Below are 25,462 nucleotides of genomic sequence, written 5' to 3' on the forward strand. Positions count from 1 at the left end.
GTCAACCGAAGGCTTGACCCGATACCGCACGCAACAGACGCAAACGCGCGGGCGGCACGGCAGACACCTCAAGCCCCATGAACACATGCAGCGTGTTCAGATCGTGATCCACCACCGCATGATCTGACACCCATCCCCCCATCACAAGATAACTGCGCAGCAGCGGAGGCATCGACCGCAAAGCCAGTTTTGCATTTGGCTTTCGGCGCAGCCGTTGTGTAAAGCGGAAGACCTTGGGGGCCTTCACCCGGGGCAGCCATCGGTTCGGGGCAAGATGGCGATCACGCAGCATGGCAAACGTATCAAGATAGCGGGCCGCGTCGGTGCCTTGAAATGATGCGCAGCCAAATAGCATCCCAATGCCTTCGGCTTCTACATGTCTCGTCATCATGCTCCACGCGATGCGCAGAATATCGGCCCTGTCCGGTGCCTCGGGCGCAATGCAAAAGCGCCCTATCTCGATCATCGGCGCGTCATAGGCTTGCAGGGCAGATAGCTCGTAGAACTGGGCGGCATAGCTGCCCCCGATCCCCGCGCCATTGGCAAGCGGCATAAGGCGGCAGCACCCGAGCAGTGTTCGTGTCACGCGATCTTCGATCAGCAGGTGTCGACAGCGTGAATCAAACGCATCTGCGTCCAAACCATCACCACCGCGAAAGCAACGATAACGCAGGGATTGCGCGGCGCGAAGGTCAGCGTCGGTGCTTGCGAACCGGGCGGCATAGCGACCTGTGGTCAATATCGGCATATCGGACCTCCGCCCTGAAGCCGGGCTAACTGCTGCAATATATGCGCCCCGGAAGGGATACGGGCAAGATGCGACAGAAATACGAGGCCGCATCAGAGAACGAAAAAAGCGCGGCGACCTTTCGGCCCCGCGCTGCTTCATTTCATGTCGTCGCGGGCTAGTTTCCGCGGATTTGTTCGGCCACGTCGATCCGGCCGATTGATCCGAACAACTGACGCAGGAACCCCACACCTTTGATGTTGCTGTCTGTCACACGGCGTTCCAACACAACGATACGCCCATCCTCAAGCCCGAAGCGTTCGATGTTTTCGACCACACCGTTTTCGGTGAATGTGATGGCCAGCACTTCGCGGTCGATCTCTTGCGGTGCGTTGTAAAGATAATACTTGAAACGCGAACGAACATAGTAATATCCGCTGCCCGCCAACAAGCCCGACGTGCCGGGTTTGCCAATTGACGCCGATACGGTTTCGCGCGTGTCTTTGCCGACCTCGATCAGGTCAACGTCTTCTTTCGGCGGCAAATATCCGTGATTGCGGTATGTTGCCGAACAGCCTGCAACAAGTGCCAGAAGCAACAATGCCCCGACCATCTTGCCCATATTCCTGCCCATTTGGCGCAGATAAGACATACCGCCCCCCTTGCGTTCGCCACTCTGTCTTGGGTATCGGCTTAGCGTAGGATCGCGCGTGGTTCAAGAAACGATCACGGGCATTCTTCGCTTGGCATATGTATATGCTCGACCAAACGCGACACCGAACAATCAGCGGAGACGCAATATGACCGACACGACCCCATCAGGCGATGCCCTGCCGTTCACCCATCCCATTCGCGTGGCCGATCTTCCGACCGGACGCCCAACCCAGTTTGAACTTGTGCCAGATCAGGCCGCATGTGACGCGATCGCTGACGATCTTGGGATCACCGGCGTGCGCAAGCTGCGATTTACAGGCCAGTTAAAACCGCTGGGCAAGCACGATTGGCAAATGGCAGCCGATCTTGGTGCGACCGTGGTTCAGGACTGCGTTGTGACACTGAACCCGGTGACGACCAGAATTGATGACACGGTCGAACGCCGGTGGCTTAGCCATTTTAACGAGCCTGCCGGTGGTGAAGAGGTCGAGATGCCGGAAGATGACAGTGTCGACGCGCTGCGTGACGTGATCGATCTGGGTCAGGTGATGATCGAGGCACTCGCCCTTGCCCTGCCGCTCTACCCCCGTGTGGAAGGTGCCGAGATTCAGGCAAGCGTTTTTGCCGAACCGGGCACCAAGCCCATGACGGATGATGATGCAAAGCCCTTTGCGGGGCTTTCTGAACTGCGCGACAGGCTTTCGGGGAAGGACAAATAGGCTTGAGGGTCGGGCAATGGTCTTGCCTCAGCCGATAATTTTCATCTGAAATGCGATATTCGTCCACACACGGCGCAATTCATCCTTGCAAGAATCAAGAAAGACAGTATTTTCCCGCCTTCTTCCAAAAGATGGGTTGGACAGCGCACCGCAAACCGCGTATGAGGCGCCGAGACTCAGGAATGACTTGAGAACATCGGGCGATTGCGCCCCAGAATGACACCGGGCAACAATGCCCCCGAAACCGAAGGTTGAGACCATGGCTGTCCAACAGAACAAAGTATCGAAGTCGCGCCGCAACAACCGCCGTGCGCATGACGCGCTGGTTGCCGCGAACCCGAACGAATGTTCGAATTGCGGCGAGCTGAAGCGCCCCCACCACGTGTGTCCCTCGTGCGGGCATTATGACGATCGCGAAGTGGTCGCCATTGCTGACGAAGTCGAATTCGACGACGAAGACGCGGCGTAAGCCTCTTGCCCGACGCGGGCGGGCGTGTCAGAAAATCCCCGAGCATGGGATGAAGAATGACAATGGACGCCCCCAAACGCACTATCGTATCGGTCGACGCCATGGGCGGAGATCTCGGACCGGCAGCCGTGGTTGCCGGTCTTGCGCTGTCTGCGGACAAAAACCCCGAAATCGGGTTCATCCTGCACGGCAACAAATCCGAGCTTGAACAACTGGTCGCCCGCACCGAGGGATTGTCCGACGTGTGCGAGATTCGTCATGCCGACGAGGTCGTCACGATGGACGACAAGCCCAGCCAGGTGATGCGCAACGGTCAGAAAACCTCGATGTGGTCAGCGATTGACGCGGTGCGTGATGGTGACGCCGAGGTGGTGGTCAGTTGCGGCAACACCGGCGCGCTGATGCTTCTGTCGATGGTGCGGCTGCGCAAGCTGCCCGGTGTGAACCGCCCCGCCATCGCCTGCCTGTGGCCGTCGCACAATCCGTCCGGCTTCAACGTGATGCTGGATGTGGGCGCGGATGTGCGCGCAGACGAAGACGATCTGCTGCAATACGCGATGATGGGTGCCTCCTATGCGCGCAACGGGCTGGGCATCGCGCGTCCCCGTGTTGGCCTTCTGAATGTCGGGACTGAAGAACATAAAGGCCGCAGCGAACTGAAGGCCGCACATGAGCTGATCACCAATGCCGCTGACGGCGCACAGATCGACTTTGTCGGTTTCATCGAAGGTGTGGACCTGCCCTCGGACCGCGTTGACGTGATTGTCACCGACGGGTTTACGGGCAATGTTGCGCTGAAAACGGGTGAAGGCACCGCCAAGTTGATTTCCGGCCTGCTGCGCGAGGCATTCGGTGCCACGTTCCTGTCCAAGCTTGCCGCTGTTCTTGCGATGGGACCGCTGAAACGGATGGGCCAACGCGTCGACCCCAGCCGCAATAATGGCGGCGTGTTCCTGGGCCTGAACGGAACCGTTGTCAAAAGCCACGGATCGGCGGATGCCACCGGAATCTCCGCCGCCGTCCGGCTGGCGTTTCAACTGGCCAAGGGTGGCTTCAATCAGAAGCTCGCAGCGCGGGTTGCATCCGGCGACGCATCGCGCCAAGATGTCGCAACCGAATGCCGGCAGGGTGAGCAGCAAGAATGACAAGACGCGCCGTGGTCAAGGGCGTCGGGCACTATCTGCCCGAACGCGTTGTCCCGAACTCTTATTTCGAAGACATTGTGGACACCTCGGACGAGTGGATTCGCACCCGCTCGGGCATTGAACGACGCCATTTTGCCGCCGAAGGGGAAACCACGTCGCAGATGGCTGCTCATGCGGCCCGAGAAGCTCTGAAAAACGCCAGTCTGGACGTGGATGATATCGACGCCATCATCGTGGCCACATCGACACCCGACCTGACCTTTCCGTCCGTTGCCACCATGGTTCAGAGCGAACTGGGCATGACGCGCGGCTTCGGCTTTGACGTGCAGGCCGTCTGTGCTGGGTTCGTCTTTGCGCTGACAAATGCCAACGCTTTGATCATGTCAGGACAGGTCGACCGGGTGCTGGTGATCGGTTCGGAAACCTTCTCGCGCATCCTGGACATGACAGACCGTGCGACCTGCGTCCTGTTTGGCGATGGTGCCGGGGCACTGGTTCTGGAAGCGCAGGACGGCAGCGGCGAGAATACCGATCGCGGCATCCTGTCGGCCGATCTGAACTCGGACGGTCGTATGCGCGACATGCTCTATGTCGATGGTGGGGTGTCAACGACACAGACATCTGGCCATTTGCGGATGCAGGGAAACCCGCTGTTCCGCCAAGCGGTTGGCAAGCTGACCGAGACTGCGGAAACCGCTCTTGGCAAGGTTGGCCTGACCGATGATGATCTTGACTGGATCGTTCCCCACCAAGCCAATATCCGCATCATTCAGGGCACCGCCAAAAAGATGGGCGTGCCGATGGATCGTGTGATCCTGACGGTGCAGGACCACGGCAACACCTCGGCCGCATCGATTCCTTTGGCCCTGTCGGTGGGTTGCACCGAGGGCAAGATCAAACAAGGTGATCTGGTCGTGACCGAAGCCATTGGCGGGGGATTGGCCTGGGGCGCGGTCGTCATCCGCTGGTAAATCCCTTAAACCCCTATGCGAACGGCTTTTCCCAAGCCGTTGATATTGACTCGGAAATTCAAACCACCCATGCTTCCTGAAAATAATCAGGGGGACGACATGAGTGAAAAGACTTTGACCCGCATGGACCTGAGCGAGGCCGTATTTCGCGAAGTCGGCCTGTCGCGCAACGAAAGCGCGCAATTGGTCGAGACTGTATTGGGTCATGTTTCCGACGCCTTGGTGGCCGGTGAAAGCGTGAAAATATCATCTTTCGGAACGTTTTCGGTGCGCGACAAAGCCGCCCGCGTGGGCCGAAACCCGAAAACAGGCGAAGAAGCGCCGATCCCGCCGCGTCGGGTTCTGACATTTCGCCCGTCGCATCTTATGAAAGACCGGGTCGACGAAGGGAACAAGCGCTGACCCTTTCGCGGCACGCCACGGACGGGCGCTTGCGCCCTAATGAATAAAAGAAGCAGAACAGACAGGTCTGGACATGGAAAAGAAGTCACCCGACGCCTTCCGCACCATCAGCGAGGTGGCAGAATGGCTTGGTGTGCCGACCCATGTGCTGCGGTTCTGGGAAAGCCGGTTCAGTCAGGTCAAACCCGTGAAGCGCGCCGGTGGGCGACGCTATTACAGACCCAACGACATGGAACTTCTGGGCGGCATCCGAAAGCTCTTGCATCAAGACGGAATGACCATTCGCGGCGTTCAAAAGCTGCTGCGCGAAGAAGGTGTGAAACACGTGGCTGCGATGTCGCCACCGCTGGACAGCGACGAGATGCGCGATATTACACCGTCCAATGTTGTCCCGCTGGCTGGCAAATCCGCCCCGGAAGACCAACCGGATGACAGCCGCCACCAAGATGAAATCGCTGATACATCAGCTGCCGAGGACGCCGCCGCCGCCAAACCACAGCCTGAGCTTGACCAGCCAGACGCCGCTTCCGCCCAGCCAGCGCAAACTGAAGACGTGGCTTCAGCGACACAAAGCGAGGCGGAGCCGCATTTTACCCGCAGCGATGTCGACACGCCATCTGGAACACCCGCGTCCAACGAACGCCCCCAGCCCGCTGACGACCCCACGGAAGATCCGGCACCGCAACAGGTCTTTGGCTCGTCTCGCGTGGCAGCGGAGGCTTCATCAGACAACGCAAAAGACACAGCTGACGAACCCAGTTCGGCCACGCCAGAGCTTCCGGGGCTTCACGGCGCGTCCGAATCGTCGGATGTGGCGTCTGCTCCTGCCCCGCTGATTGATATCTCCCATATTCCTGCCGATCCCGGCGATGGTGACGCGACACCCACACCATCGCTGACCAACACTCTGCGGCGCGCGCGTCAGACCGGGACCGGTGCACGTATTGCCGCCCTTCAGGCCCTTGCCGATCGGCTGGAATCGCTGGCAGCGCAGATGGGTCGCGATCCCGGACAAACACCGTAAGCAGGCGGATGTTTGATCGAACTCTGCCCGAACGCGGATTGATGAAATTCCTGCCGTTTCCCGCTTGCCCTGCCTGCGAAAATCACTATGTAAGGTCTCCAGTCGGGCTATGGCGCAGCCTGGTAGCGCGTCCGTCTGGGGGACGGAAGGTCGCAGGTTCGAGTCCTGCTAGCCCGACCAACTTCAAAACCGCCCGCCCGTTTTTCGGGCGGGTGTTTTTGTATCCGGGAGGCGAAGCCAAAGGGGAATGCAGATGAAAACCGGCGTATTGGCAGACCGGCAGATCCGGCAGATGATCACCGATGGCGGGATCGCGGCGTCCTCGCCGATCCTGAATGAACAGATTCAACCTGCATCACTGGACCTGCGGCTGGGGGATACAGCCTATCGCGTGCGCGCCTCGTTTCTGCCCGGCAATACCTCGACCGTGGCCGAACGGCTGGACGAGTTGACCATGCACGAGGTGTCGCTGACCGGCGGCGCGGTGCTGGAAAAGGGTTGCGTTTATGTCGTGCCCTTGATGGAGCGCCTGCGCTTGCCCGAAGGCATGACGGCGGCGGCCAGTGCCAAATCGTCAATCGGTCGTGTCGATCTGATGACCCGCGTGATCACCGATCACGGGATCGAGTTTGATCGCGTGCCCGAAGGATATGACGGCCCTCTCTATGCCGAACTGTGCCCGCAGAGTTTCTCGGTCGTGGCTCAGCCCGGCCAGTTGTTGAACCAGATTATCTTCCGGCAGGGCAAAACGATCCTGACCGACGACGAGTTGCGCGCGGTCCATGCCCGCACCCCAATCGTGTCCGGCGACCCTGTGATCTCTGACGGGTTGGGATTTTCGGTCGATCTGAAACCGGCCAAGGGCGATCTGGTGGGATATCGCGCCAAACGCCACACCGGCGTTGTCGACCTGTCAAGGCTCGCCCATTACGATCCAGCGGAATACTGGGAAGAGGTGCATACCACCGACGGACGCATTATTCTGGACCCCGGTGCCTTCTATATCCTTGTCAGCCGTGAGGCGATCGCGATTCCACCCGATTGCGCCGCCGAGATGGCCCCCTATCTGGCGATGGTCGGCGAGTTTCGCGTGCATTACGCAGGCTTCTTCGACCCCGGCTTCGGCTTCGATGCAGCCGGTGGCACCGGATCACGCGGGGTGCTTGAGGTGCGGTGCCACGAAGCGCCCTTCGTGTTGGAACACGGGCAGGTCGTGGGTCGATTGGTCTATGAACGGATGAGCGAAGTGCCCGAAGTGCTATATGGCGCTGACATCAAGTCGAACTATCAGGGACAAGGGCTGAAACTGTCGAAGCATTTTCGATCATGATCGCCCCATGGCCCGCTCGATAGCGAAGGATAGGCTTGCTTAGCCCTGCTGTTCAGGTCGAGGAATATTGATCGCAACGGTGTTCGAAAGGTCGATCCGACGCAGTTTCGTCTCGACCACCGTCACTTTTTCCACCTTGATCTTGACTGACGGGTGCAGATATCCCGCCGCAACTCCAACGATCTGGCGATCCCTGACGGTCAGGGAAACACCCGCGACCTCGACCGTCAAGGCAATCGGGATGCGCACTTTTCGCACGTCAACTGACTCACCTAGGGTCAGACGAACCTCTGGGGTGTGCGTCGCTTTGAGTTTGTGCTTCAACAACGCCGCCACCCGCGTCCTGCCATCCATCGGACCTTTTTCACCCGTCAGGGCTTGCACCGACTTCATGCCCTCCCACGCCTTCAGAAGCGTATCAATCAGCGAGATCGACAGGGCCTCTTCGACCGCAGCCGCCACAGTTTTGTGCAGGGTTCCGGCGTCCAGCCCTATCCCGGCAAGGCGAACCCCCGGATCGCCTTCGTCCAACGCGGATTTGACGGCTTCGACAACTGTGCTGAAATCGGCAGGCGGAATGGCAGATTCGAGCGTTTCGGTGCGTTCGGTCATGACTCGTCGCTCCCGTCTTGTTCACGGATGATGGTGATGTCGGTCGGCCCACCCCGGTCAACTGTCAGGACGATCTGCGGCATCTGATCTGGTTTGACCGACATCGTGGGCGTGGTGTCGGGCACGGCATCCACGTGGGGAATGATCGTTGGCGCAGATGGTTTTTGCTCCTGCATTTTCTTGAAAAATCTGAAGCCCTTGATGGGCCATATGACGCTGCCCAGAAGCAACAAACCGACCGCACCGGGCAATAGCCAAGCGGGAGGGCCAGCAGCAAGACGGCGCAGCGCAATGGTGCGCAGGTCGTGTTCTGCGCCGGACCGATCACGCGCGCGGATCAATATCGGGCGGCTCTGTCCGGGCGGCGGCATCGCAACCGATATGGCACGAGGTTCACCGCCATAGGTCCAGATTTCGGTCATGCCATCGCCCATCTCGATGCTGAGTTCAGCATCGGGCCAGGCATTCACAAGATCGACGAAAACTGTCGTGTCAGGGGTTGTCGCCTCGATCATATCCTCCTCAAGGTCATCGGCCCTTATTTGCAATCGCATCTCCTGCAATCGGAAAAGCGTCAGCGATTTGCGTGCGCGGATCGTGCCCTCCCTATCGACCGCAAGAAAGATGGCGACGCTGCTTTCATTGGGGCTGGGCATCGGCAGATCGATCGCGATCGGCGCACCGGCATAGCGCTGCCGGTCGCCCACATCAGAGTTGCCGATCTGCCAGTCCACGCTGGCACCGGGCCACGGATCGCGTAATGTCATGACCACCTGCACAGCGTCAGTGCTTGCCTCAATGCGCCCGCCTCGCAACTGCTCTGATGCGAGGATCAGTGCCATATCGGGCAATCGCCTAAGGGTCAGATCTGTCTGGGCAAGGCTGCGCGCACGACCGTCCAATGCCTCGATACGAACGCTCTGCACCTCGCCGGGGGCGAGCACAACGCGATAAGTTGTTTCACCGCGCTGAACCCGGCGGTCCGGCTCGGGGTCGCGGCGATCTGCGGACATGCGGATCCACTCGACCGCTCCGGTATTGCGCGGATCGCTGATGGCGACAGCAACCAACTGTTCAGCCTGTGTCGGATCGCTGAGCACCTGCGCGGTGATTCCAATCCGCGCACGCGCCAAAGCCGTTAGCAACGCTGGCCAATTGTTAAATGGCGTCTGATCGAACCGCCGGATGGCCGCACAGCTTCGGGCCCCGATAAGTCCGTCGACACTGCCGACATTCAAACCAAGAGCATTCAAGTCAAACTGGATCTCCCGCGCCATGGCGATGTCCAGCCCTGTGGGGGATCCGCAGGCCGGAATGCGGCGAACGGCAACGCGGCGCGCACTGGCATTGCCTATTCGGTCTTCAGCAGAAATTGTCACCGGTATCGGCGCATAATCATTCGGCAACCTGATCTTGAACTCATACCGGTCCCCATTGCGCTGAACCGATGTTGCCCCATTTGCCACGGCATTCGCCACGCCGCTTGGGTCTTTGATATCGGCGATGATGGCAACTGACCCGGAGGATGCGGTAAATTCGTCGGCAGCAGGCTGGATCGTCGGGCCATCACGGTCTGTGGGTGTCGGACCGGGATCGGGTCGCGCTGAACTCAAAGCTGCCCTCACCCACCTGACCGCCGCCCCTTCGATCAGAAGATCGCATCGACCGGCGCGCAGTGCCAACGGGCCGGACCGGGCGGTGATCAACAGGGTTCTGATGCCACGTTCATTCAGGAACCGCGCAAAAGTCCGATCATCTGTGCAGATAACCTGCCTTTGCAAAAAACTTTGAAGGTTGAGGTTTGACTGCCCTGCCAACATGTCGATGAACAAAGATCGCATCCGGTCATCACCAAGCGTCAGCCCGTCCGGCAGGTTTTGCGCAAACGCATCGGCCAGAAATACCAGGCAGACAAACGCGGCAGAAATACCGCGGCGAATCCAGCGCATCTTGTTATCCATTCAATCAATGATCGGCGGAAGGCGCCCAGAAACAGCGATAATACTAGCACAACTTTACAGAGAACCCAAAATGCAGCCCGTGACCCGCATCGCACAGAATGCATTCCCTTGGGCGCGAACGCTCGGCACAGGATGACGTGATGTCGGATGGGGCAGGAGTTCAGATCGCAGAAAATCTGCTTTCAGGAACATCGAAAATAGATGAGGCAGATTGTCCAAACCACATGATCAATTACCCCGGATTTGTCCCACTGTTGCAAAAAAACCGACCTGAGGCGAGAATAGGAGCATTATTTAAAACCTAAAATTGATTCTATTTCGAATATCTTACCGAGGAGTTTAGCCATGATGCTCCGTGTTATTTCGTGTGTTTTGGCCGGTCTGTTGATGCCACACTCAGCACTGGCCCAGCTTTTCTCAGGCCCTCTGGACGAAGCGCTTTTGGTTGGGCGGGACGAAACCACCTTCCCCCCGGCAGACGAAAACTACTTTGCCGATATGGACAACGGCATTGCGCTAACCGCTGACGAGGTCAAGGGGCGCAACATGTGGATGGTCTGGACCGGCGGCAATGACCTGTTGTGGGACACGCTGACGGTGGACACGTTCGGGCAGTTCGATCTGCTGAAGACTCTGTCCTCGCACCCCAGCCTTGCCGCCAAGCGCAGCAACAGGTTCGAGCAGTTGGGCTTGATCAACGAGCCGTGCTTTGACGAGGCGACCGGTCCGGTCGCAGATCGTTACGGGCTGTGGCTGGACATCCGGCGCGACGATTGCGCCCCCGACCCCTTCGCCAACGCCGAGAAATATCCTGGCGTCGAGATTGGCGCGCGCGGGCGCAACATGCCCGTCTGGTCTTACTACGGAGAGCCGACCGGCGTGCTTGGCCTGCGCCTGTTTCCAAACCCCGAATTTGATGAACGTGCCGAAAACCTTTGGGATGCCGAACGTTTTTACAATGATCCCGACTACTATAACGACGATGATCTTGTGCGGCCCTATCGCGTCGGCATGTCCTGTGCGTTCTGCCATGTCGGACCCAGTCCGATTGACCCGCCCGCCGACCCGGAAAACCCCGAGATGCGCAATCTGAACGCCACCGTAGGCGCGCAGTATTTCTGGTTCGACCGGATCTTTGCGTGGAAGCCCGACAAGCGGCAATACATGGTGCAGCTGATCCACACCGCGCGACCCGGCACGCTGGATACCTCGCTTGTGTCGCCCGACTACATCAACAACCCGCGCACGATGAACGCGATCTATCTGCTGGAAGAACGGCTGGCCGTCGCCCGTCGTTTTGGCGAAGAACGGCTTCAGGGCGGCGAGTTGGACAACAAGCAGTTTCAGGACTACGTCCCCGACGGTCCCCTGACCGAATACTTCGAAGACCCGGACCTGAGCTTCAGCCCCCGTGTCCTGAAGGACGGGGCGGATTCGGTGGGGGCGCTGGGGGCGCTCAACCGGGTTTACATGAACATCGGGCTGTTCAGCGAGGAATGGACGCGCCATTTCAACCCCATCGTGGGCGGGCGCGACATAACGCCGATCAAGATCGAGACTGCGCAGAAAAACTCGGCCTATTGGCGCGCGACCGAAGATCAGACCCCGCTGACTGCGCTTTATTTCCTGAAAGCCGGGCGGCCAGATCGGCTGGTGGACGCGCCGGGCGGGGGGGATTTTCTGACCGAGGATGCCGCACAGGTGGATCGTGGCAAGACAGTTTTTGCCGAGAATTGCGCCGGGTGCCATTCCTCCAAGCTGCCGGAAAGCGCCTATGAGGCAATGCCGGGCGGCTGTTCCGGCGCCGGTTATCTGGAGTGTTTCAACCGCTATGGCGCGTTGACCCGAACCGAGGATTTCAAGGCCCAGATGCGCGAGATCGTGCTTGCCGAGGATTTTCTGGAGGGCAACTACCTGTCCAGTGAGTTGCGCATTCCGGTGACTCTGCTGGAAACCAACGCGTGCAGCCCGCTGGCGACCAACGCGATTGAGGGCAACATCTGGGATAACTTCTCGTCCTCGACCTACAAGGCGCTGCCGTCGGTGGGCACGATCAAGGTGCATCACCCGAAGACCGGCGAGGAGTATGACTATGAGATGCCGGCTGGCGGACGGGGCTATACCCGTGTGCCGTCGCTGATCAGCCTGTGGTCCTCGGCGCCTTATCTGCTGAACAACACGGTCGGTTATTACAATCACGACCCGTCCGTCGCCGGGCGGATGGCAGCGTTCGAGGATGGAATCACCAAAATGCTCTGGCCCGAAAAGCGCCTGCGCGACACGGTGCTGGGCGACAAGGTCCCCGGCCTGATAGACCGCACGACCGAGCAGAGCTATCTTATCGTGCCACGCGGTTTTCAGCCCGATTTTCTGGTGAAACTGCTGACGCCCTTGCGCGACGATCTGCCGTGGCTGTTCGATTTGGATGGCAATATCGAACTTGGCCCGATCCCGGCGGGCACGCCCATCGGGCTGCTGGCGAACCTGAATGTCCGGCTGGATCAAGCCGATCTTCTGGAGCGGTTGAGCCATGATTTCGAGTTGGCCAAACTGATCATCAAGATCAAGCGCAACCTGAAGGAACTGCCCGACGACGCGAGCGACGAGCAGGCCCGCGCGATCTTTGCGGATCTGATCGAGCCACTCTTGGAACTGAGCAAATGCCCCGATTTCGTGGTCAATCGCGGGCATTATTTCGGGACCAAGCTGGAAGACGACGACAAGAACGCACTGATCGCCTTTCTCAAACGCTTCTGAGGAGCGGACAATTGGAGCCAGAACATGACTATATCGTCGTCGGCTCCGGGGCTGGCGGAGGGACCGTGGCCGCACGGTTGGCCGAGAACGGGATGCGTGTGCTGCTTTTGGAGGCGGGTGGCGACCCCCGCACCTTGTCCGGTGGCGTGCGCGGAATGGACGAGGCCGCGAACCGGTTGCCGGAAGACTACGATGTGCCCGCCTTTCACCCTTTCGCGACCGAGAATGCGGCGATCCGGTGGGATTTCATGGTCAACCACTATCACGACAAGAATACACAGGCACGTGACCCGAAGGCCGGGCCGGATGGCGTTTTGTATCCGCGCGCAGGCACTTTGGGCGGCTGCACAGCGCACAACGCGATGATTTTCTTGTATCCGCACAATGCCGACTGGCAGGGGATTGCGGATCTGACCGGCGATGACGGCTGGGCGCCCGCGGCCATGCGCAAGGTCTTCCAGCGGTTGGAAAACTGTCGTCACCGGCCGGTGCAGCGCGTGTTGAACACGTTCGGCATCGACCGCACCGGCCACGGTTTCGATGGCTGGTTGTCAACCGAAAAAGCGATCCCGCGTGCGGCGATGCGGGATGACGATATCATGGATATGGTGCGTAACTCGCTGCGCGAAAGCTGGGGTTCGGCACAGGATTTCCTGAAAAGGCTGCGTTGGCTGGCCAACAGCGCCGCCGACCCCAATGACCGCGACCGGATCGACGATGACGCTGTCGGCATGGTCTATACACCCTTGACCACGCGCAAAGGCGTGCGGGTGGGTGCGCGCGAACGCGTGCTGGACGTGGCACAGCGTCACCCGGATCGGCTGACGGTCGAACTCGACGCGCTGGCGACGCGTGTTTTGCTGGACGATTGCAACCGCGCCATCGGGGTCGAATACCTGAAAGGTGCGCGGCTTTACCGCGCACATGCAGCCCCGTGCAACGCGCCGGGAGAAACGAAACAGGCCATGGCCGCACGCGAGGTCATTCTGGCAGGGGGGGCCTTCAACACGCCGCAGCTTTTGATGTTGTCTGGCATCGGCGACCCGAAGACATTGGCGCCGCATGGCATCACGCCAAAGGTCACACTGCCCGGTGTCGGGCGGTCGTTGCAGGACCGATACGAGGTCTGTGTGGTCAATCGGATGGCGTTTGACAGCTGGGACAGCATGATCCAGTGCAGATATGAAAAAGATGACGGGCTTTGGCGGCAGTGGCGGGCGCGCGGCGACGGTCTGTATGCCACCAATGGCGCAGCCCTTGCCGTGATCCGCAAATCGTCAGAGACGCAGCCCCTGCCCGACTTGTTCTGCATGGCGCTTCTGGGACGGTTCAGCGGCTATTACCCCGGCTATGCCGCCGATCTGGCGCAAAGCCGCAACCATCTGAGCTGGGCGGTGTTGAAAGCGCACACGCAGAACCGCGCGGGTCGGGTGACGTTGGCCTCGGCCGATCCGCGCGACAGGCCGGTGATCGACTTCAACTATTTCGCGGAAGGCGGCGAAGAAGACCTGTCGGCTGTCGTTGAAGGGGTCAAATTTGTGCGTAAGCTCTGCCAGCCGCTGCACGAAGCCGGGCGCATCAAAGCCGAGGAAATCCCCGGCCCGGAGGTGCAGACCGACGCCGAGATTGCGCAATTCGTGCGCGACCATTGCTGGGGTCATCACGCGTCCTGTTCCTGCCCTATAGGGCCAGCGGACAAAGGCGGGGTCCTCGACAGCCGTTTGCGGGTTCACGGCACCAAAGGCTTGCGGATCGCAGATGCGTCCGTCTTTCCGCACATCCCCGGATTTTTCATCGCGTCCGCCGTTTACATGATCGGCGAGAAAGCCGCCGAGATGCTGCTTTCCGACACGCAATCCCTCACTCAGCACGCGGAGGTGCAATATGGCACATGATATCGAGAGTTTGATGGACATGGAACAAGAGGAGCTGGACGAGCTGTTCTCAAGCGTTGCCGCCGGCCCCATCCCGGATGGCGAGGCCGAAGGCACCGCGATCATCGCGCCGGGCACACGGTTCACGCCGCTGATCTCGCGGTTCATCAACGGTTTTGCCTGGCAAGGGAAGGTTTTCGACAGCGAAAAAAGCGTGCTGAAAAACCGCATCCTGCCCTTCGGGCTGAACGCCATTCTGGCCAAGGTTTACAAGGATAAAAGCTGGCTGGATGGCAACGAATGTATCGTGCTGGATTATTCCGACACGTCGATTGTGGCGCAATGGATCCGCGACGAGATCCGCCTGATCGAGCCGGGCTTGTATCTGGGCAAGGTCTATTGGGACGACACGCGACTGATTGACTTCGCCCTTGATTTCAACGCGGAAAGCTAGATCCTGATGACACCGCAAGACACATTCTTCATTCTTGCCCCGGTCGCCGAAGGCCGGGCCGAAGATTTGGTGGCCTTGCTCAACACGATGACGGTGAAGCCAGGTTTCGCTGATCCCCAAAACCGGCTGCTTCCCTTTGGCCGGTTTGACCAGTTGCACGTCGCGCGGTTTTTTCTGGTCGAGGCTCAGACCTGGCGCGACATCGAGGCTTATGGCGAGCCCCCGCAACCCTATCCCCTCCAGATTGCGTTTCTTGGCGATGTGGACGGAGATCGGCACGCGTTTCTAAGGGAACTGGTCGCCCATTGTGCCGACGGCCTGTCCGAAATTTTCAGCCATTGCAACGGGTTCGGTCAGGGCGCCGATCTGTTGCGCTGGATGGAAGATCACAATGTCGACGAGGCCGCCAACTACGTAAACACACGCGGTCGAACCGTGCGTCAGGTGCACGAAGAAGCGACGCTTGCCACGACCTTGCGAACCAAGCTGGACGCCATCGTTGAAGAGCGAGGGACAGCTGATCCATTCGGACTTCACAAGCAATTGGTCGAACATGTCCGGCGGCAACAGGCCAACGGGTCGCTTCACCTGACGCCACCCGCGCGACTGAGTCTGCGCCAACGTGTTACCGGTTGGGTCGATCTGCTGAGCGTGCCAGTGATCCTGCTGGTGATCTCGCCCCTTCTGCTGATGGCCTTGCCGTTTTTTCTGGTATGGCTGCGCACCCTTGAACGCTCTGACCCCGAGATCTTGCCCCGCCCGGACGACGCACGCTTGGCCGAACTGAGCCGCTATGAGGATCACGATGTGACCAACCCGTTTTCCGCCTTTGGCGATGTGAAGCCCGGCCCGTTGCGCCGCATGATCACGACTGTCGCGCTTTACCTGCTGAACTACTCGGCCCGGCATATCTATGGGCGTGGCTACCTGACCCGTGTCCAGACCATCCACTTCGCGCGATGGGTCTTTGTCGATGACAAGCGCCGGGTCATGTTTTGCAGCAATTATGACGGCGCCGTCGAAAGCTATATGGATGATTTCGTGAACAAGGTCGCCTGGGGCCTGAACCTCGTTTTTTCAAACGGTGTCGGCTATCCATCGACGCGTTTTCTGATCAAGGGCGGGGCCGAACAAGAGGATAAATTCAAGCGTTTCCTGCGCAACCGCCAACTGCCCACGCAGGTCTGGTACAAAGCCTATCCCGGCCTGACCGCGCGGGACCTGGCCCGCAACAGTGAAATCCGATTTGGGCTGGAAAAGCGCCCGAATGGCGCCAAGGCCCTGCGCAACTGGGTGTCAAAGATATGAGCAACGCGCCCGACATACCCACCGACGCCGTGGAATTCGACGACATGCAAGGGCTGATCCGGTTCGGTCATGGTGCCCTGATCGAGGCTGAGTTCATTTTATGCACCGTGAAGGATCGCACGACAGCAGGGACCTGGCTGCGGAACGCACCGGTTACTTCGGCAAAGACGCTGGATGCCCCTCCTGACACCGCGCTGCAAGTTGCCTTCACCGCGACTGGTTTAACAGCCCTCGGCCTGACTGACGACGCCACCGACGGGTTTGCTTATCCATACCTGTCGGGGATGGCTGGTGAAGAAAGCAGGTCCCGCCGTTTGGGCGATACTGGGGCGAACGCGCCGGACAAATGGGGCTGGAACGATCAGGCGACGCATGTGCTGATCATGCTCTATGCCCGCAAGGGCGGATTGAGCGGATGGAAAGACACTGTTCTAAACGCCACCTTCGACACCGCGTTTGCACGGGTTCACAGCTTCCCCACCCGCCCGAATGACGGGACCGAGCCGTTTGGATTTCGCGATGGCATCTCTGAGCCGAAGATCGACTGGAAAAATGCACACCCACCCTCGAAACACGGGCGGGAAGAGTTCAGCAATCAGATCTCGCCAGGCGAAGTCGTGCTGGGGCATCGCAACGAATACAACGCGCGCTCGGCTTCCCCGTCGCTGAGTCCATCTGTTCCGGGCAGCGAGGTTTTGGCCGACGCGCCGGACACAGACGGCCTGCGTGATCTCGGGCGCAACGGCAGTTATCTTGTGTTTCGCCAGTTGAACCAGGATGTGCCAGGGTTCTGGCGCTACCTGGACACCGCCACGCAAGGCGACCCAAACCGCCGCAACGCCCTTGCCGCCAAGATGGTGGGGCGGCAGATGGATGGCACCCCGCTTGTGCACAACACACGCGATGTCGCCGGATCACCGCACAGCAACGATTTCACCTATGAAGATGATGTCGACGGCCTGTCCTGCCCGCTTGGCGCCCATATCCGACGCGCAAATCCGCGCACCGGGGATCATCCGCATCACATCGAAGGACGATTTGCTTGGTTGCTTAGCACTTTGGGGTTCCGGCGACGACGTGACAAACTGCCGGGGCGGCATGATCTGGTCGCGTCGACCCGGTTTCACCGACTGGTGCGGCGGGGGCGGGTCTATGGCTCCAGAATATCGCCGGAGGATGCGCTGAAAGACGGTGCCGCAATGGGCGAACGCGGCCTTTTGTTCGTCTGCCTTTGTGCGGATATTGTGCGGCAGTTTGAATTCGTTCAGAACGCGTGGATCGCATCGCCCAAGTTCGACGGGTTGACCGGCGAGGCTGACCCGCTGCTTGGCAGTCGCGCGCCGATCAGTGGCGTGCCAAGTGACGGGTTCTCGATCCAGAAGGCAGATGGCGTGCCGGACCGGCACCCCCACCTGCCCCGGTTTGTGACCGTAAAAGGCGGCGGCTATTTCTTCCTGCCCGGCCTGCGCGCCCTGAAATTCATTGCCAGCCGTGGCAGTAAGGAGGTCTGAATGCACAGGATCCTGATCCCAATTCGCCGCCTGATCCATCGCGCAACGCAGGTCGGACTGCATGTCGAGCGGCGGTTGGAGCCATTCTTTCGTCAGCGCCTGAACGCCTGGCTTCGCCCGCCGCTGGCAAAGTGGATCCAGCGAACGAAGAACAAAAAGCGCGAGGATCTTGGGTTGGCATTGGCGGAAGAAAAAATCTTCGATTGGGAAGAAGAGGCGCTTCAAACCATCATTGATGAGATGCGCGAGCAGATGAACCTGCATTTTCAACCTGGCGCCTATGAGCGCGGCGGAAACACCAAGACGCACGGCCTGGTGCGCGCGACCCTTACTGTGTTGCCCGACCTGCCCGATCATCTGCGCCACGGGGTGTTTGCGACCCAACGGGATTATCCGGCCTATATCCGCTTTGCCGGCCCCGGCCCCGACGTGCCCGAGGATATTCGCGATGTGGGCTTCGGGTCGATGTCGGTGAAGTTGATGGACGTGCCCGGCCCGAAGCTGATGGAGGAAGAGAAGTTCACGCAGGACTGGCCCGCCGTCGTGACACCCACCTTTGTCACACCCGACGCCCGCGAAAATGCCAAGCTGCAATATTGGAGCACCATTGACGAGCCGCTTTGGTATTTCCTCAACCCGAAAGATAGCCATTTGCTGGATTTCCTGATGCAGGGGCTGTGGAACGAGACGCAATTTAACCCGCTGGGGCAGCGTTACTACAGTTGCGTGCCCTACCTGTTGGGCGAAGGGCGGGCGATGCTCTATTCCTATGTGCCGCGCACGGACGTGCCGATGGACATCCCCGGCGTACCTTTTGGCCGCGTGCCGCCGAATTACCTGCGCGACAACATGGCCCGGACGCTGCGTGACAAGCCGGTCGAGTTCGACATGGTGGTGCAGATACAGACTGACCCGCACCTGATGCCGATCGAGGATGCGTCAGTCCTCTGGCCCGAAGATCTGTCGCCATGGATCCCTGTCGCGCGCATTCATGTCCCGATGCAGGATTTCGACACACCCGCCCAGATGGCCTTTGCGCGCAATCTGCGGATCAATCCCTGGCATTGCCTGCCCGCGCACCGCCCGTTAGGCAATCAGAGCCGCGCGCGGCGGCGGATGTATCAGGAACTGGCAGCGTATCGGCAACACATGAACCTGGCGGACCATGTCGAGCCGACCGGAGATGAGCAGTTTTAGCTGCCCATGGGTGCCGGTCAAAGCGGCGAAGCCAGACGGTCAACCGGATGGCAGACGACTGCATTCAAGCAACGCCCCACCAACGCAGCGTTTGTGCGCAGTGATGGTCAATAGCCTGCAACGCGCGCTCGATATCTCTGTTGTGCATGGCATCTATGATTGCCAGATGTTCGTCCATCGCCGAAACGATACGATCCTGAAGAAACGGGCGCACATTCTGGATGATCGCGATGCGCATTCGGTTGGCATCATAAGCGGCCACCAGTTGAGAGTTTTCCAGCCCTCCGGCTAGATAATTATGCAGTGACAGATCGACAGCGATGGCCTTTGGCGGAAGCTCCGGCCCTGCATCGGCCTGTGCGGCCTTGCGCATCGCGTCGTGTTGCTGGCGCAGGGCGTTCAAACCCGACAAGGCGTTGCGCGATATCCGTCGCCGTGCGCCCTCCTGGTCCAGCACCATACGGAAATCGAGACACTCGCGAATGGTGTCGGGAAGGGCTTCCATCACCTGCACACCGCGCTTTGGAAATGTGGCGACCAGACCTTGCGAACTGGCCTGCTTCACGGCCTCACGCACCGCTGCAATCGGAAAGTCCAGCAGGGCAACCAGTTGCGAGATGGAAATGAACTGACCACCGCGCAGCTTGCCGGTTCGCAACGCGGACCACAATTCTTCCTGCGCCTTATCGGCCAGAAGTTGAACGTCGCGTGATTGGGTCACGGCTTCCCCGCTTTCTGCATTCTCAATTAAAACCTCAAAGTGCTACGTGATTTTCTTGATAGCTGCAAACTAGAATATCTACTAAAATGTTAGTTGCAAGTTCAATTTTCAAGATGTTCAGCAGAACGTCAAACTGCCGCCCACTGGGCGGTCGCAGGGAGGAAAGCATGGCTTCTATCGAAGAAACACACGTCGTCCACGGCGGCACGATGGATCCGGAGGGCAACACACTTAACCCGGTCGGTGCCGACGAAAAAACCTGGGGATGGTTCGCCATTTTCAACATTTGGGCCAATGACGTTCAATCGCTGTTTGGATATTCGCTGGTTGCGTCGCTGTTTATTTCATACGGTGTAGGAGGTTGGACGGCCTTTGCGGCGCTGATCGCCGCCGGACTGTTTGTCATGTGGATGGTCAATCTGTCCGGCGCTGCCGGTGAAAAATACGGCATCCCCTATCCAGTCCTTGCCCGCGCCAGTCTGGGCACACAGGGCGCAAAACTTCCAGCAATTCTCCGCGCAACGGTCGCGGTGTTCTGGTACGGGGTTCAGGTCTATTTCGCCTCGACCGCCGTGGCTCTTTTGATCCGCTCGATCACCGGGGCAAGCGGAGGGGCGGAAATCCTTGGCCTGACTGGCATTGACTGGTTTTCATTCATAATCGTTTGGGCGTTTCACATTGTGATCTTCTGGCGTGGCATGAACTGGGTCGAAACATTCCTGAATATCGCTGGCCCGTTTGTCTACATCGTGATGATCGGTCTGGTGATCGTCCTTTGGCAACGGTCCGACGGTCAGCTTCTGTCCGCTACAGCGACGATCTTCGCCAACCCCGAAGGCACGTTCTGGACCGAGCTTAAAGGGTTCGTTGCCATTGTTGGAACAATGGTGGCCTATTTTGCCGCCGTGATGATCAACTTCAGCGATTTCTCGCGCTATGCCAAAGACAAGCGGACCATGGTTCTGGGCAACCTTGCGGGATTGCCGTTCAACATGATCCTGTTCTCGGCGCTTGCATTGTTGACCACAGGCGGTGCCGCCGTTGTCTTCGGTGAAGAAATCATCAATCCAACCGAGATTGTCGAACGGACCGACAGCGTGCTTTTGGGCGTTATCGCCGCGATCACATTCTTCGCGGCAACCGTCGGCATCAATCTTGTGGCCAACTTTATTCCCGCCGTTAACGGCATCGCCAACCTGTCACCCGAGAAGATCAGCTTCCGCAAGGCAGGCTTGATCACATCGCTTTTCGCGCTGGTGATTGGCGGGTTCTGGAACAGCTTCATCAGCCAGTTCGGGATCAGCGGCTTCGTCAACACTTTGGGAGCCGTTCTTGCGCCGATCTTCGGGATCATGATCGTCGACTACTATCTGCACCGCAAAGAGGTTCTGAGAGAAGACGACCTGTATAACATGGGCGAAGGCATCTATCACTACAACAATGGCTGGAACAGTGCGGCAGTCAAAGCGTTCGGCATCGCAGCCATCTTCTCGGTCGCGACGGTCTGGGTGCCGTGGTTCGCGATCTTGTCCGGCTTCAACTGGGTGGTTGGCGCGATCCTGGGCGGCGTCATCTACAACGTAATGGCGAAGGATAACGTGACGGTCTGACAGTCGGAAATGTGAAGGTTGGTGAGGCTTGTGGCTCACCAACCTTTCGTGCCTTCCGATGCACCTCACGCTACCTACACAAAGGATCTGACCGGCATCACGCCCAGTCAGACATCAAAACAGCCGACGGGTCAGCTTGCGAGATTGACGGGCACGTTTTGCCATATCCTTGGCCTGACCGGCCTGATTGTCCGCGCGGGCGCGTTCTTCGTCGGTCATCTGGTCACGCGCCTTGCCCCGACGGGATGCAAGGTCGATCCCGACATCGACGCCCTTGTTGACCAAACGGCGTGTCACCTGTCGGACGATCATGTTGATGATTTGATTGACGTTCATGTCACTTCTCCTGCCCATTGCGCGGATATTAACCGCAAACTCAGGCAATTTCACGGCGAACCGCAAACCTGATGCGGGTTTGCATCAATCTTCGAACAGTTCAGACTGACCTTCGGGGCTTTCGTCTTCGTCCTCGGTTTCTGGGCCTGGCATCGCACCGGGGGGCGGACGGCTTTCCAAAAGCCCGGCCGAGCGCAGTTCTTTCAGACCCGGCAGATCGCGGGCGCTTTCCAGCCCGAAATGGTCCAGGAACCCGGACGTTACAACAAATGTCACCGGGCGACCCGGAGTCATCCTGCGGCGGCCGAACCGGATCCACTCCATCTCGATCAGTTGGTCGATGGTGCCACGGCTGACGGATACACCCCGGATTTCCTCGATCTCGGCGCGGGTGACGGGCTGGTGATAGGCGATGATCGCCAGCGTTTCGATCGCGGCGCGCGACAGTTTGCGGGTTTCGACCGTTTCCTTCTGCATCAGATAGCCAAGGTCCGGCGCGGTACGGATTGCCCAGGCATCGCCCACCTTGACCACGGACACGCCGCGCCCCTCGTATCGCTTACGAAGGTAAACCAAAGCCTCGGCCGCATCCGATCCGTGCGGCATCCGCGCCTCAAGCTCTTTCACCGTGACCGGCTCGGCCGAGGCGAACAGAATGGCCTCAACCATGCGTTCCTGTTCGCCCATCGGCGGGGCTTCGAACAGACTGTCATTGGCCGTATCCAAGCGGCCTTCGGTCGTGGCATCGTTAGGCGTTACATCAGCCGTCATTCGGTTTCCTGCGGATTTGAATGGGGGCGAACACGTCGCCTTGTCGAAGTTCAACCGCACCACGTTTGGCCAGTTCCAGTGTAGCCGCGAAATTTGCAGCGGTGGCCGACCGGCGGCGGACGGGATCGGTTTCCCAACCTTCAGGCAGGTACGAGGTCAAATCGGTCCAGTCGCCTGCAAAACCGATCAGGCCGCGCATGCGGTCCAGCGCCTGCTCCATCGTCATCACCGCGTCACGGTCCATGACAAAGGGGCGAAATTCGTCCTTGGTGCGGATGCGGGCATAGCCCTGCATCAGGTCCAGAAGGTTCGCCGTATAGGTTACACGACGCACGCGTGCAACGTCTTCGGGAATGCCCCGCGCAAAGAAATCACGCCCCAACTGGTCACGCGCCATCAGCTTGGCGGCCACATCGCGCATTCCCTGCAAGCGCTCAAGCTGAAAGGCAAGGTGGGCGGCCAGTTCTTCGCCAGATGGGCCATCTTCAGTCGGATCAGGCGGTAACAGCAAACGGGATTTAAGAAACGCCAACCATGCGGCCATCACCAGATAATCCGCCGCAAGTTCAATGCGCAGATGACGTGCTTTCTCGACAAAGCCCAAATATTGCTCGGCCAATTCCAGAACCGAGATTTTGCGAAGATCGACTTTCTGCGTGCGGCTCAGGGTCAATAGCAGGTCAAGCGGTCCCTCGAACCCCTCGACATCCACGATCAGCGCCTCGGCCGCCAACCGCGCCGAGACCGACATCGCGTCGCTTTCAAATTCCTCAGTCTCGCTCATCCGCAGCCCGTTCAGACCCCTGACCTGTCATCAGGCTCTGAAACTCTGCGTCAAGCGCGGAAATGTCAACAGGATCGGGGGTGCGCCGCCAGTCCAGCGCGGCATTGGCGCGGTTCAATGCCTGCCCCGTCAGTTCCCCGACGGCCTCAGCGACCTCTTCCATCCGCTCCAACACACCGTTGCAGTGCAGAACCATGTCGCACCCGGCCTGAAGCGATCTGCGCGCCCGAAGCGAGAGCGGCCCGGACAACGCTTCCATTGACAGATCGTCCGTCATCAGAAGCCCCTCAAACCCGATCTGATCCCGGATCAGCCTGATGACCTTCGGACTTTGTGTCGCGGGGTTATCCGCGTCGATATCTTCGTAAACCACATGCGCCGTCATACCGATCGGCAGACCCGCCAATGGCTCGAACGCCATGAAGTCGGTGCGGCTCAATTCCTTGGCCTTGGTCTTGACGCGCGGCAGTTCCTGGTGACTGTCTAGATTGGCACGCCCCTGACCGGGGATGTGTTTGACAACGGGCAAGATGCCGCCTTCCAGAAGCGCCTGTGCCACCATGCCCGCGCGTTCAGCGACGCGCACCACATCTTCGCCATAACAGCGATTGCGCAGGATCGGGTGCGTATCGGCATTTGCAATATCGGCCACCGGGGCGCAGTTGCCATCGATTCCAACCGCAAGAAGCTCGTCCGCGATCAAGCGATAGCGAATGTAGAGCGTGCGCAGCGCATTGCCCTTGTTAAATTTCACCTGATCAAGCGCGGGCAGCCACTCGCGCCAGTAAGGCCCGGTCATCCGGGCCACGCGCCCGCCTTCCTGATCTATGAAAACAGGCACATCGCGCCCGACTGCGCCGCGAAGATCCGCAGTCAGCGCTCGGATCTGATCAGGGCTTTCAATGTTACGGGCGAACAGGATGAAGCCCCAAGGCTGGGCGCGCTCGTAGAAATCACGCTCGGATAGCGAAAGCCGCGGCCCATTACATCCGAAGATATACGCGCCCGGGCTTTGCATATCAGCGGTTCACAACCGGGATACAGGCGGCTTTCGAGGCCATCAGAACCGAACAGAACCGGCGCGCATCGGCGAGATCCTCGAACCCAACAGCGCGCAGGCGATAGAACGTCTTTCCGCCAGACTGGGCTTTTTGGACGACACGCGACTTGCCCGCGAAGTAATCTTCAAACCGAGAGCTCAGCCTGTCCCATTCGGAGCGTGCAACCTGGTCGCTGTCGAAAGCGCCAAGCTGAACCAATCGTGTGCCGGCCGCGAGCTGGTCTGGAGCCACTTCCGTTGCGACCACCGCGGGTGCAACCGGAGTGGCTGCGACGCGCGTTGTCAGGTCAGCCGGCCGATTTGACGGGCGCGGCGACTGGCTCACACCCGGAACCGAGGCGGGGATGATCTTCACAGCAACGACCTCGGTCAGGTCTTCGGCAGTGTCAGAAAGCGACGCCAACGTCGTTTCGTCCGCCGCATCGTCTGACAGCGTTTCGACATCGGCGGCAATCCGTTCGGCTATGGCAAGTGCCGCTGCAACGGGGTCTACCGGCGCAGGGTCTGCGTCCGGCAAGATTGCGGCGGCTTCATGCAGCGGCAAATCCGTTCCTGGCGCCGTCTCGGCGCGGGTCGCAACGTCGGACATCATATCCTCGTCCGCCAGATCTTCAGGCGCGGGGGCCAATACCAGCCGGTCAGCGGGGGCGGCGGCCTGACCTTCTGATTGTACGTCATTCACGGCAAAGCCCTGATGGTCGGCAGCTTCGCCGCCGGGGTTGTCCGGCTGCACGCGCATTGGCCCTTCCAGCGCGCGCACCACTGGGATGCCCGTGACATCCCGCACCGCCAGCTTGTATCCCCAAACGCCCAGCCCCACGATCAGGGCCAGCGACAGGGCTGCGCCTGCATAGTTGAATGCAGTGCCGAACCTACCGGGCGCAGAAGGTGCGGCGGCGGACAGTGTTTCGTCGTCGGCCATGTCTGCCATCGGGGCATCATAATCACCATACTGGCCATGTTGGCTGACGCTCTGCGGGTGTGAGGGATACCCTTGGTGAAGATGCTGTGATCGCGGCCCGCCATGCGTCGGATGCACATATTGCGGCAAGGCTTGATGTGTGG

24 protein-coding genes and 1 tRNA gene are annotated in these 25,462 nt (G+C 59.6%); 15 read left to right on the forward strand and 10 right to left on the reverse strand.

Annotated features, from left to right (window positions below):
- Nucleotide 1: 1 nt before the first annotated feature.
- Both BMY55_RS10880 and BMY55_RS10885 read right to left on the reverse strand, forming a co-directional pair.
- The gene (locus BMY55_RS10880) at nt 2-748 is read right to left on the reverse strand and encodes a GNAT family N-acetyltransferase (protein ID WP_091430596.1); all 747 of its coding nucleotides are present in this window, start codon (nt 746-748) and stop codon (nt 2-4) included.
- A gap of 157 nt (nt 749-905) precedes the next feature.
- Nucleotides 906-1,379: an outer membrane protein assembly factor BamE gene (locus BMY55_RS10885; RefSeq protein ID WP_091430597.1), complete on the reverse strand. Its 474-nt coding sequence runs from the start codon at nt 1,377-1,379 to the stop codon at nt 906-908.
- A 148-nt stretch (nt 1,380-1,527) separates the two neighbouring features.
- Between BMY55_RS10885 and BMY55_RS10890 the strand changes: the two genes are divergently transcribed.
- From BMY55_RS10890 to BMY55_RS10925, 8 genes are all read left to right on the forward strand, one after another.
- Nucleotides 1,528-2,100, forward strand: a complete 573-nt coding sequence (locus tag BMY55_RS10890; RefSeq protein WP_091432394.1) for a YceD family protein — start codon at nt 1,528-1,530, stop codon at nt 2,098-2,100.
- Nucleotides 2,101-2,359: 259 nt separating this feature from the next.
- Nucleotides 2,360-2,569 carry a 50S ribosomal protein L32 gene (rpmF, locus tag BMY55_RS10895; protein WP_091432397.1) on the forward strand — a complete coding sequence of 70 codons (210 nt, stop codon included), beginning with the start codon at nt 2,360-2,362 and terminating at the stop codon, nt 2,567-2,569.
- A gap of 56 nt (nt 2,570-2,625) precedes the next feature.
- Nucleotides 2,626-3,714: a phosphate acyltransferase PlsX gene (plsX, locus tag BMY55_RS10900; RefSeq protein WP_091430598.1), complete on the forward strand. Its 1,089-nt coding sequence runs from the start codon at nt 2,626-2,628 to the stop codon at nt 3,712-3,714.
- The gene (locus BMY55_RS10905) at nt 3,711-4,685 is read left to right on the forward strand and encodes a beta-ketoacyl-ACP synthase III (RefSeq protein WP_091430599.1); all 975 of its coding nucleotides are present in this window, start codon (nt 3,711-3,713) and stop codon (nt 4,683-4,685) included. Before plsX ends, BMY55_RS10905 begins: the two co-directional genes overlap by 4 nt.
- Nucleotides 4,686-4,784: 99 nt before the next feature.
- Complete coding sequence (ihfA, locus tag BMY55_RS10910; protein WP_091432399.1) at nt 4,785-5,087, forward strand: integration host factor subunit alpha; 303 nt, start codon at nt 4,785-4,787, stop codon at nt 5,085-5,087.
- A 73-nt stretch (nt 5,088-5,160) separates the two neighbouring features.
- On the forward strand, nt 5,161-6,111 hold the full coding sequence (locus BMY55_RS17080; RefSeq protein WP_245744717.1) for a MerR family transcriptional regulator: 951 nt from the start codon (nt 5,161-5,163) through the stop codon (nt 6,109-6,111).
- 103 nt (nt 6,112-6,214) lie between these two features.
- Nucleotides 6,215-6,291: transfer RNA gene (locus BMY55_RS10920), tRNA-Pro, on the forward strand.
- Between the two features lie 73 nt (nt 6,292-6,364).
- The gene (locus BMY55_RS10925; protein ID WP_091432401.1) at nt 6,365-7,441 is read left to right on the forward strand and encodes a 2'-deoxycytidine 5'-triphosphate deaminase; all 1,077 of its coding nucleotides are present in this window, start codon (nt 6,365-6,367) and stop codon (nt 7,439-7,441) included.
- Between the two features lie 39 nt (nt 7,442-7,480).
- Here the strand turns inward: BMY55_RS10925 and BMY55_RS10930 are convergent, their stop codons facing one another.
- Together BMY55_RS10930 and BMY55_RS10935 are read right to left on the reverse strand one after the other, a co-directional pair.
- Complete coding sequence (locus tag BMY55_RS10930) at nt 7,481-8,053, reverse strand: hypothetical protein (protein ID WP_091430600.1); 573 nt, start codon at nt 8,051-8,053, stop codon at nt 7,481-7,483.
- Nucleotides 8,050-10,002: a peptidoglycan-binding domain-containing protein gene (locus BMY55_RS10935; protein ID WP_143064330.1), complete on the reverse strand. Its 1,953-nt coding sequence runs from the start codon at nt 10,000-10,002 to the stop codon at nt 8,050-8,052. Before BMY55_RS10935 ends, BMY55_RS10930 begins: the two co-directional genes overlap by 4 nt.
- Nucleotides 10,003-10,359: 357 nt before the next feature.
- Between BMY55_RS10935 and BMY55_RS10940 the strand changes: the two genes are divergently transcribed.
- From BMY55_RS10940 to BMY55_RS10965, 6 genes are read left to right on the forward strand one after another with little or no spacing between them, the layout of a single operon-like run.
- Nucleotides 10,360-12,771 carry a c-type cytochrome gene (locus tag BMY55_RS10940; RefSeq protein WP_091430602.1) on the forward strand — a complete coding sequence of 804 codons (2,412 nt, stop codon included), beginning with the start codon at nt 10,360-10,362 and terminating at the stop codon, nt 12,769-12,771.
- Between the two features lie 11 nt (nt 12,772-12,782).
- Nucleotides 12,783-14,666, forward strand: a complete 1,884-nt coding sequence (locus BMY55_RS10945; protein WP_218142241.1) for a GMC family oxidoreductase — start codon at nt 12,783-12,785, stop codon at nt 14,664-14,666.
- The gene (locus BMY55_RS10950; RefSeq protein WP_091430605.1) at nt 14,656-15,099 is read left to right on the forward strand and encodes a hypothetical protein; all 444 of its coding nucleotides are present in this window, start codon (nt 14,656-14,658) and stop codon (nt 15,097-15,099) included. The genes BMY55_RS10945 and BMY55_RS10950 overlap by 11 nt, the downstream gene beginning before the upstream one ends.
- 6 nt (nt 15,100-15,105) lie before the next feature.
- Nucleotides 15,106-16,407 (forward strand): hypothetical protein, encoded by a 1,302-nt coding sequence (locus BMY55_RS10955; protein WP_091430607.1) that lies wholly within the window; start codon nt 15,106-15,108, stop codon nt 16,405-16,407.
- Nucleotides 16,404-17,918 (forward strand): Dyp-type peroxidase, encoded by a 1,515-nt coding sequence (locus tag BMY55_RS10960; RefSeq protein ID WP_091430610.1) that lies wholly within the window; start codon nt 16,404-16,406, stop codon nt 17,916-17,918. Before BMY55_RS10955 ends, BMY55_RS10960 begins: the two co-directional genes overlap by 4 nt.
- Nucleotides 17,919-19,115: a catalase family protein gene (locus tag BMY55_RS10965; protein ID WP_091430612.1), complete on the forward strand. Its 1,197-nt coding sequence runs from the start codon at nt 17,919-17,921 to the stop codon at nt 19,113-19,115. It begins immediately after the preceding gene.
- A gap of 64 nt (nt 19,116-19,179) precedes the next feature.
- Here BMY55_RS10965 and BMY55_RS10970 read toward each other — a convergent pair whose 3' ends face one another.
- The gene (locus tag BMY55_RS10970) at nt 19,180-19,836 is read right to left on the reverse strand and encodes a GntR family transcriptional regulator (RefSeq protein ID WP_091430614.1); all 657 of its coding nucleotides are present in this window, start codon (nt 19,834-19,836) and stop codon (nt 19,180-19,182) included.
- Between the two features lie 167 nt (nt 19,837-20,003).
- Between BMY55_RS10970 and BMY55_RS10975 the strand changes: the two genes are divergently transcribed.
- Nucleotides 20,004-21,446: an NCS1 family nucleobase:cation symporter-1 gene (locus tag BMY55_RS10975; RefSeq protein WP_091430616.1), complete on the forward strand. Its 1,443-nt coding sequence runs from the start codon at nt 20,004-20,006 to the stop codon at nt 21,444-21,446.
- A 114-nt stretch (nt 21,447-21,560) separates the two neighbouring features.
- On the opposite strand, the gene BMY55_RS10980 is transcribed toward BMY55_RS10975, so the two are convergent.
- The 5 genes from BMY55_RS10980 to BMY55_RS11000 all read right to left on the reverse strand — a co-directional run bounded on the left by BMY55_RS10980 (nt 21,561) and on the right by BMY55_RS11000 (nt 25,328).
- Entirely contained in the window at nt 21,561-21,782 is a 222-nt protein-coding gene (locus tag BMY55_RS10980; RefSeq protein WP_091430617.1) for a hypothetical protein, read from the reverse strand.
- Between the two features lie 84 nt (nt 21,783-21,866).
- Nucleotides 21,867-22,553: an SMC-Scp complex subunit ScpB gene (scpB, locus tag BMY55_RS10985; RefSeq protein ID WP_091430619.1), complete on the reverse strand. Its 687-nt coding sequence runs from the start codon at nt 22,551-22,553 to the stop codon at nt 21,867-21,869.
- The gene (locus BMY55_RS10990) at nt 22,543-23,337 is read right to left on the reverse strand and encodes a segregation and condensation protein A (protein ID WP_091430621.1); all 795 of its coding nucleotides are present in this window, start codon (nt 23,335-23,337) and stop codon (nt 22,543-22,545) included. The genes scpB and BMY55_RS10990 overlap by 11 nt, the downstream gene beginning before the upstream one ends.
- The gene (locus BMY55_RS10995) at nt 23,324-24,355 is read right to left on the reverse strand and encodes a glycoside hydrolase family 3 N-terminal domain-containing protein (protein ID WP_091430623.1); all 1,032 of its coding nucleotides are present in this window, start codon (nt 24,353-24,355) and stop codon (nt 23,324-23,326) included. The genes BMY55_RS10990 and BMY55_RS10995 overlap by 14 nt, the downstream gene beginning before the upstream one ends.
- A 1-nt stretch (nt 24,356) precedes the next feature.
- A complete protein-coding gene (locus BMY55_RS11000) occupies nt 24,357-25,328 on the reverse strand; it encodes an SPOR domain-containing protein (protein ID WP_245744718.1) in 972 nt (323 codons plus the stop codon).
- Between the last annotated feature and the right edge of the window lie 134 nt (nt 25,329-25,462).

It is taken from the genome of Aliiroseovarius sediminilitoris (assembly GCF_900109955.1).
Lineage (GTDB): Bacteria > Pseudomonadota > Alphaproteobacteria > Rhodobacterales > Rhodobacteraceae > Aliiroseovarius > Aliiroseovarius sediminilitoris.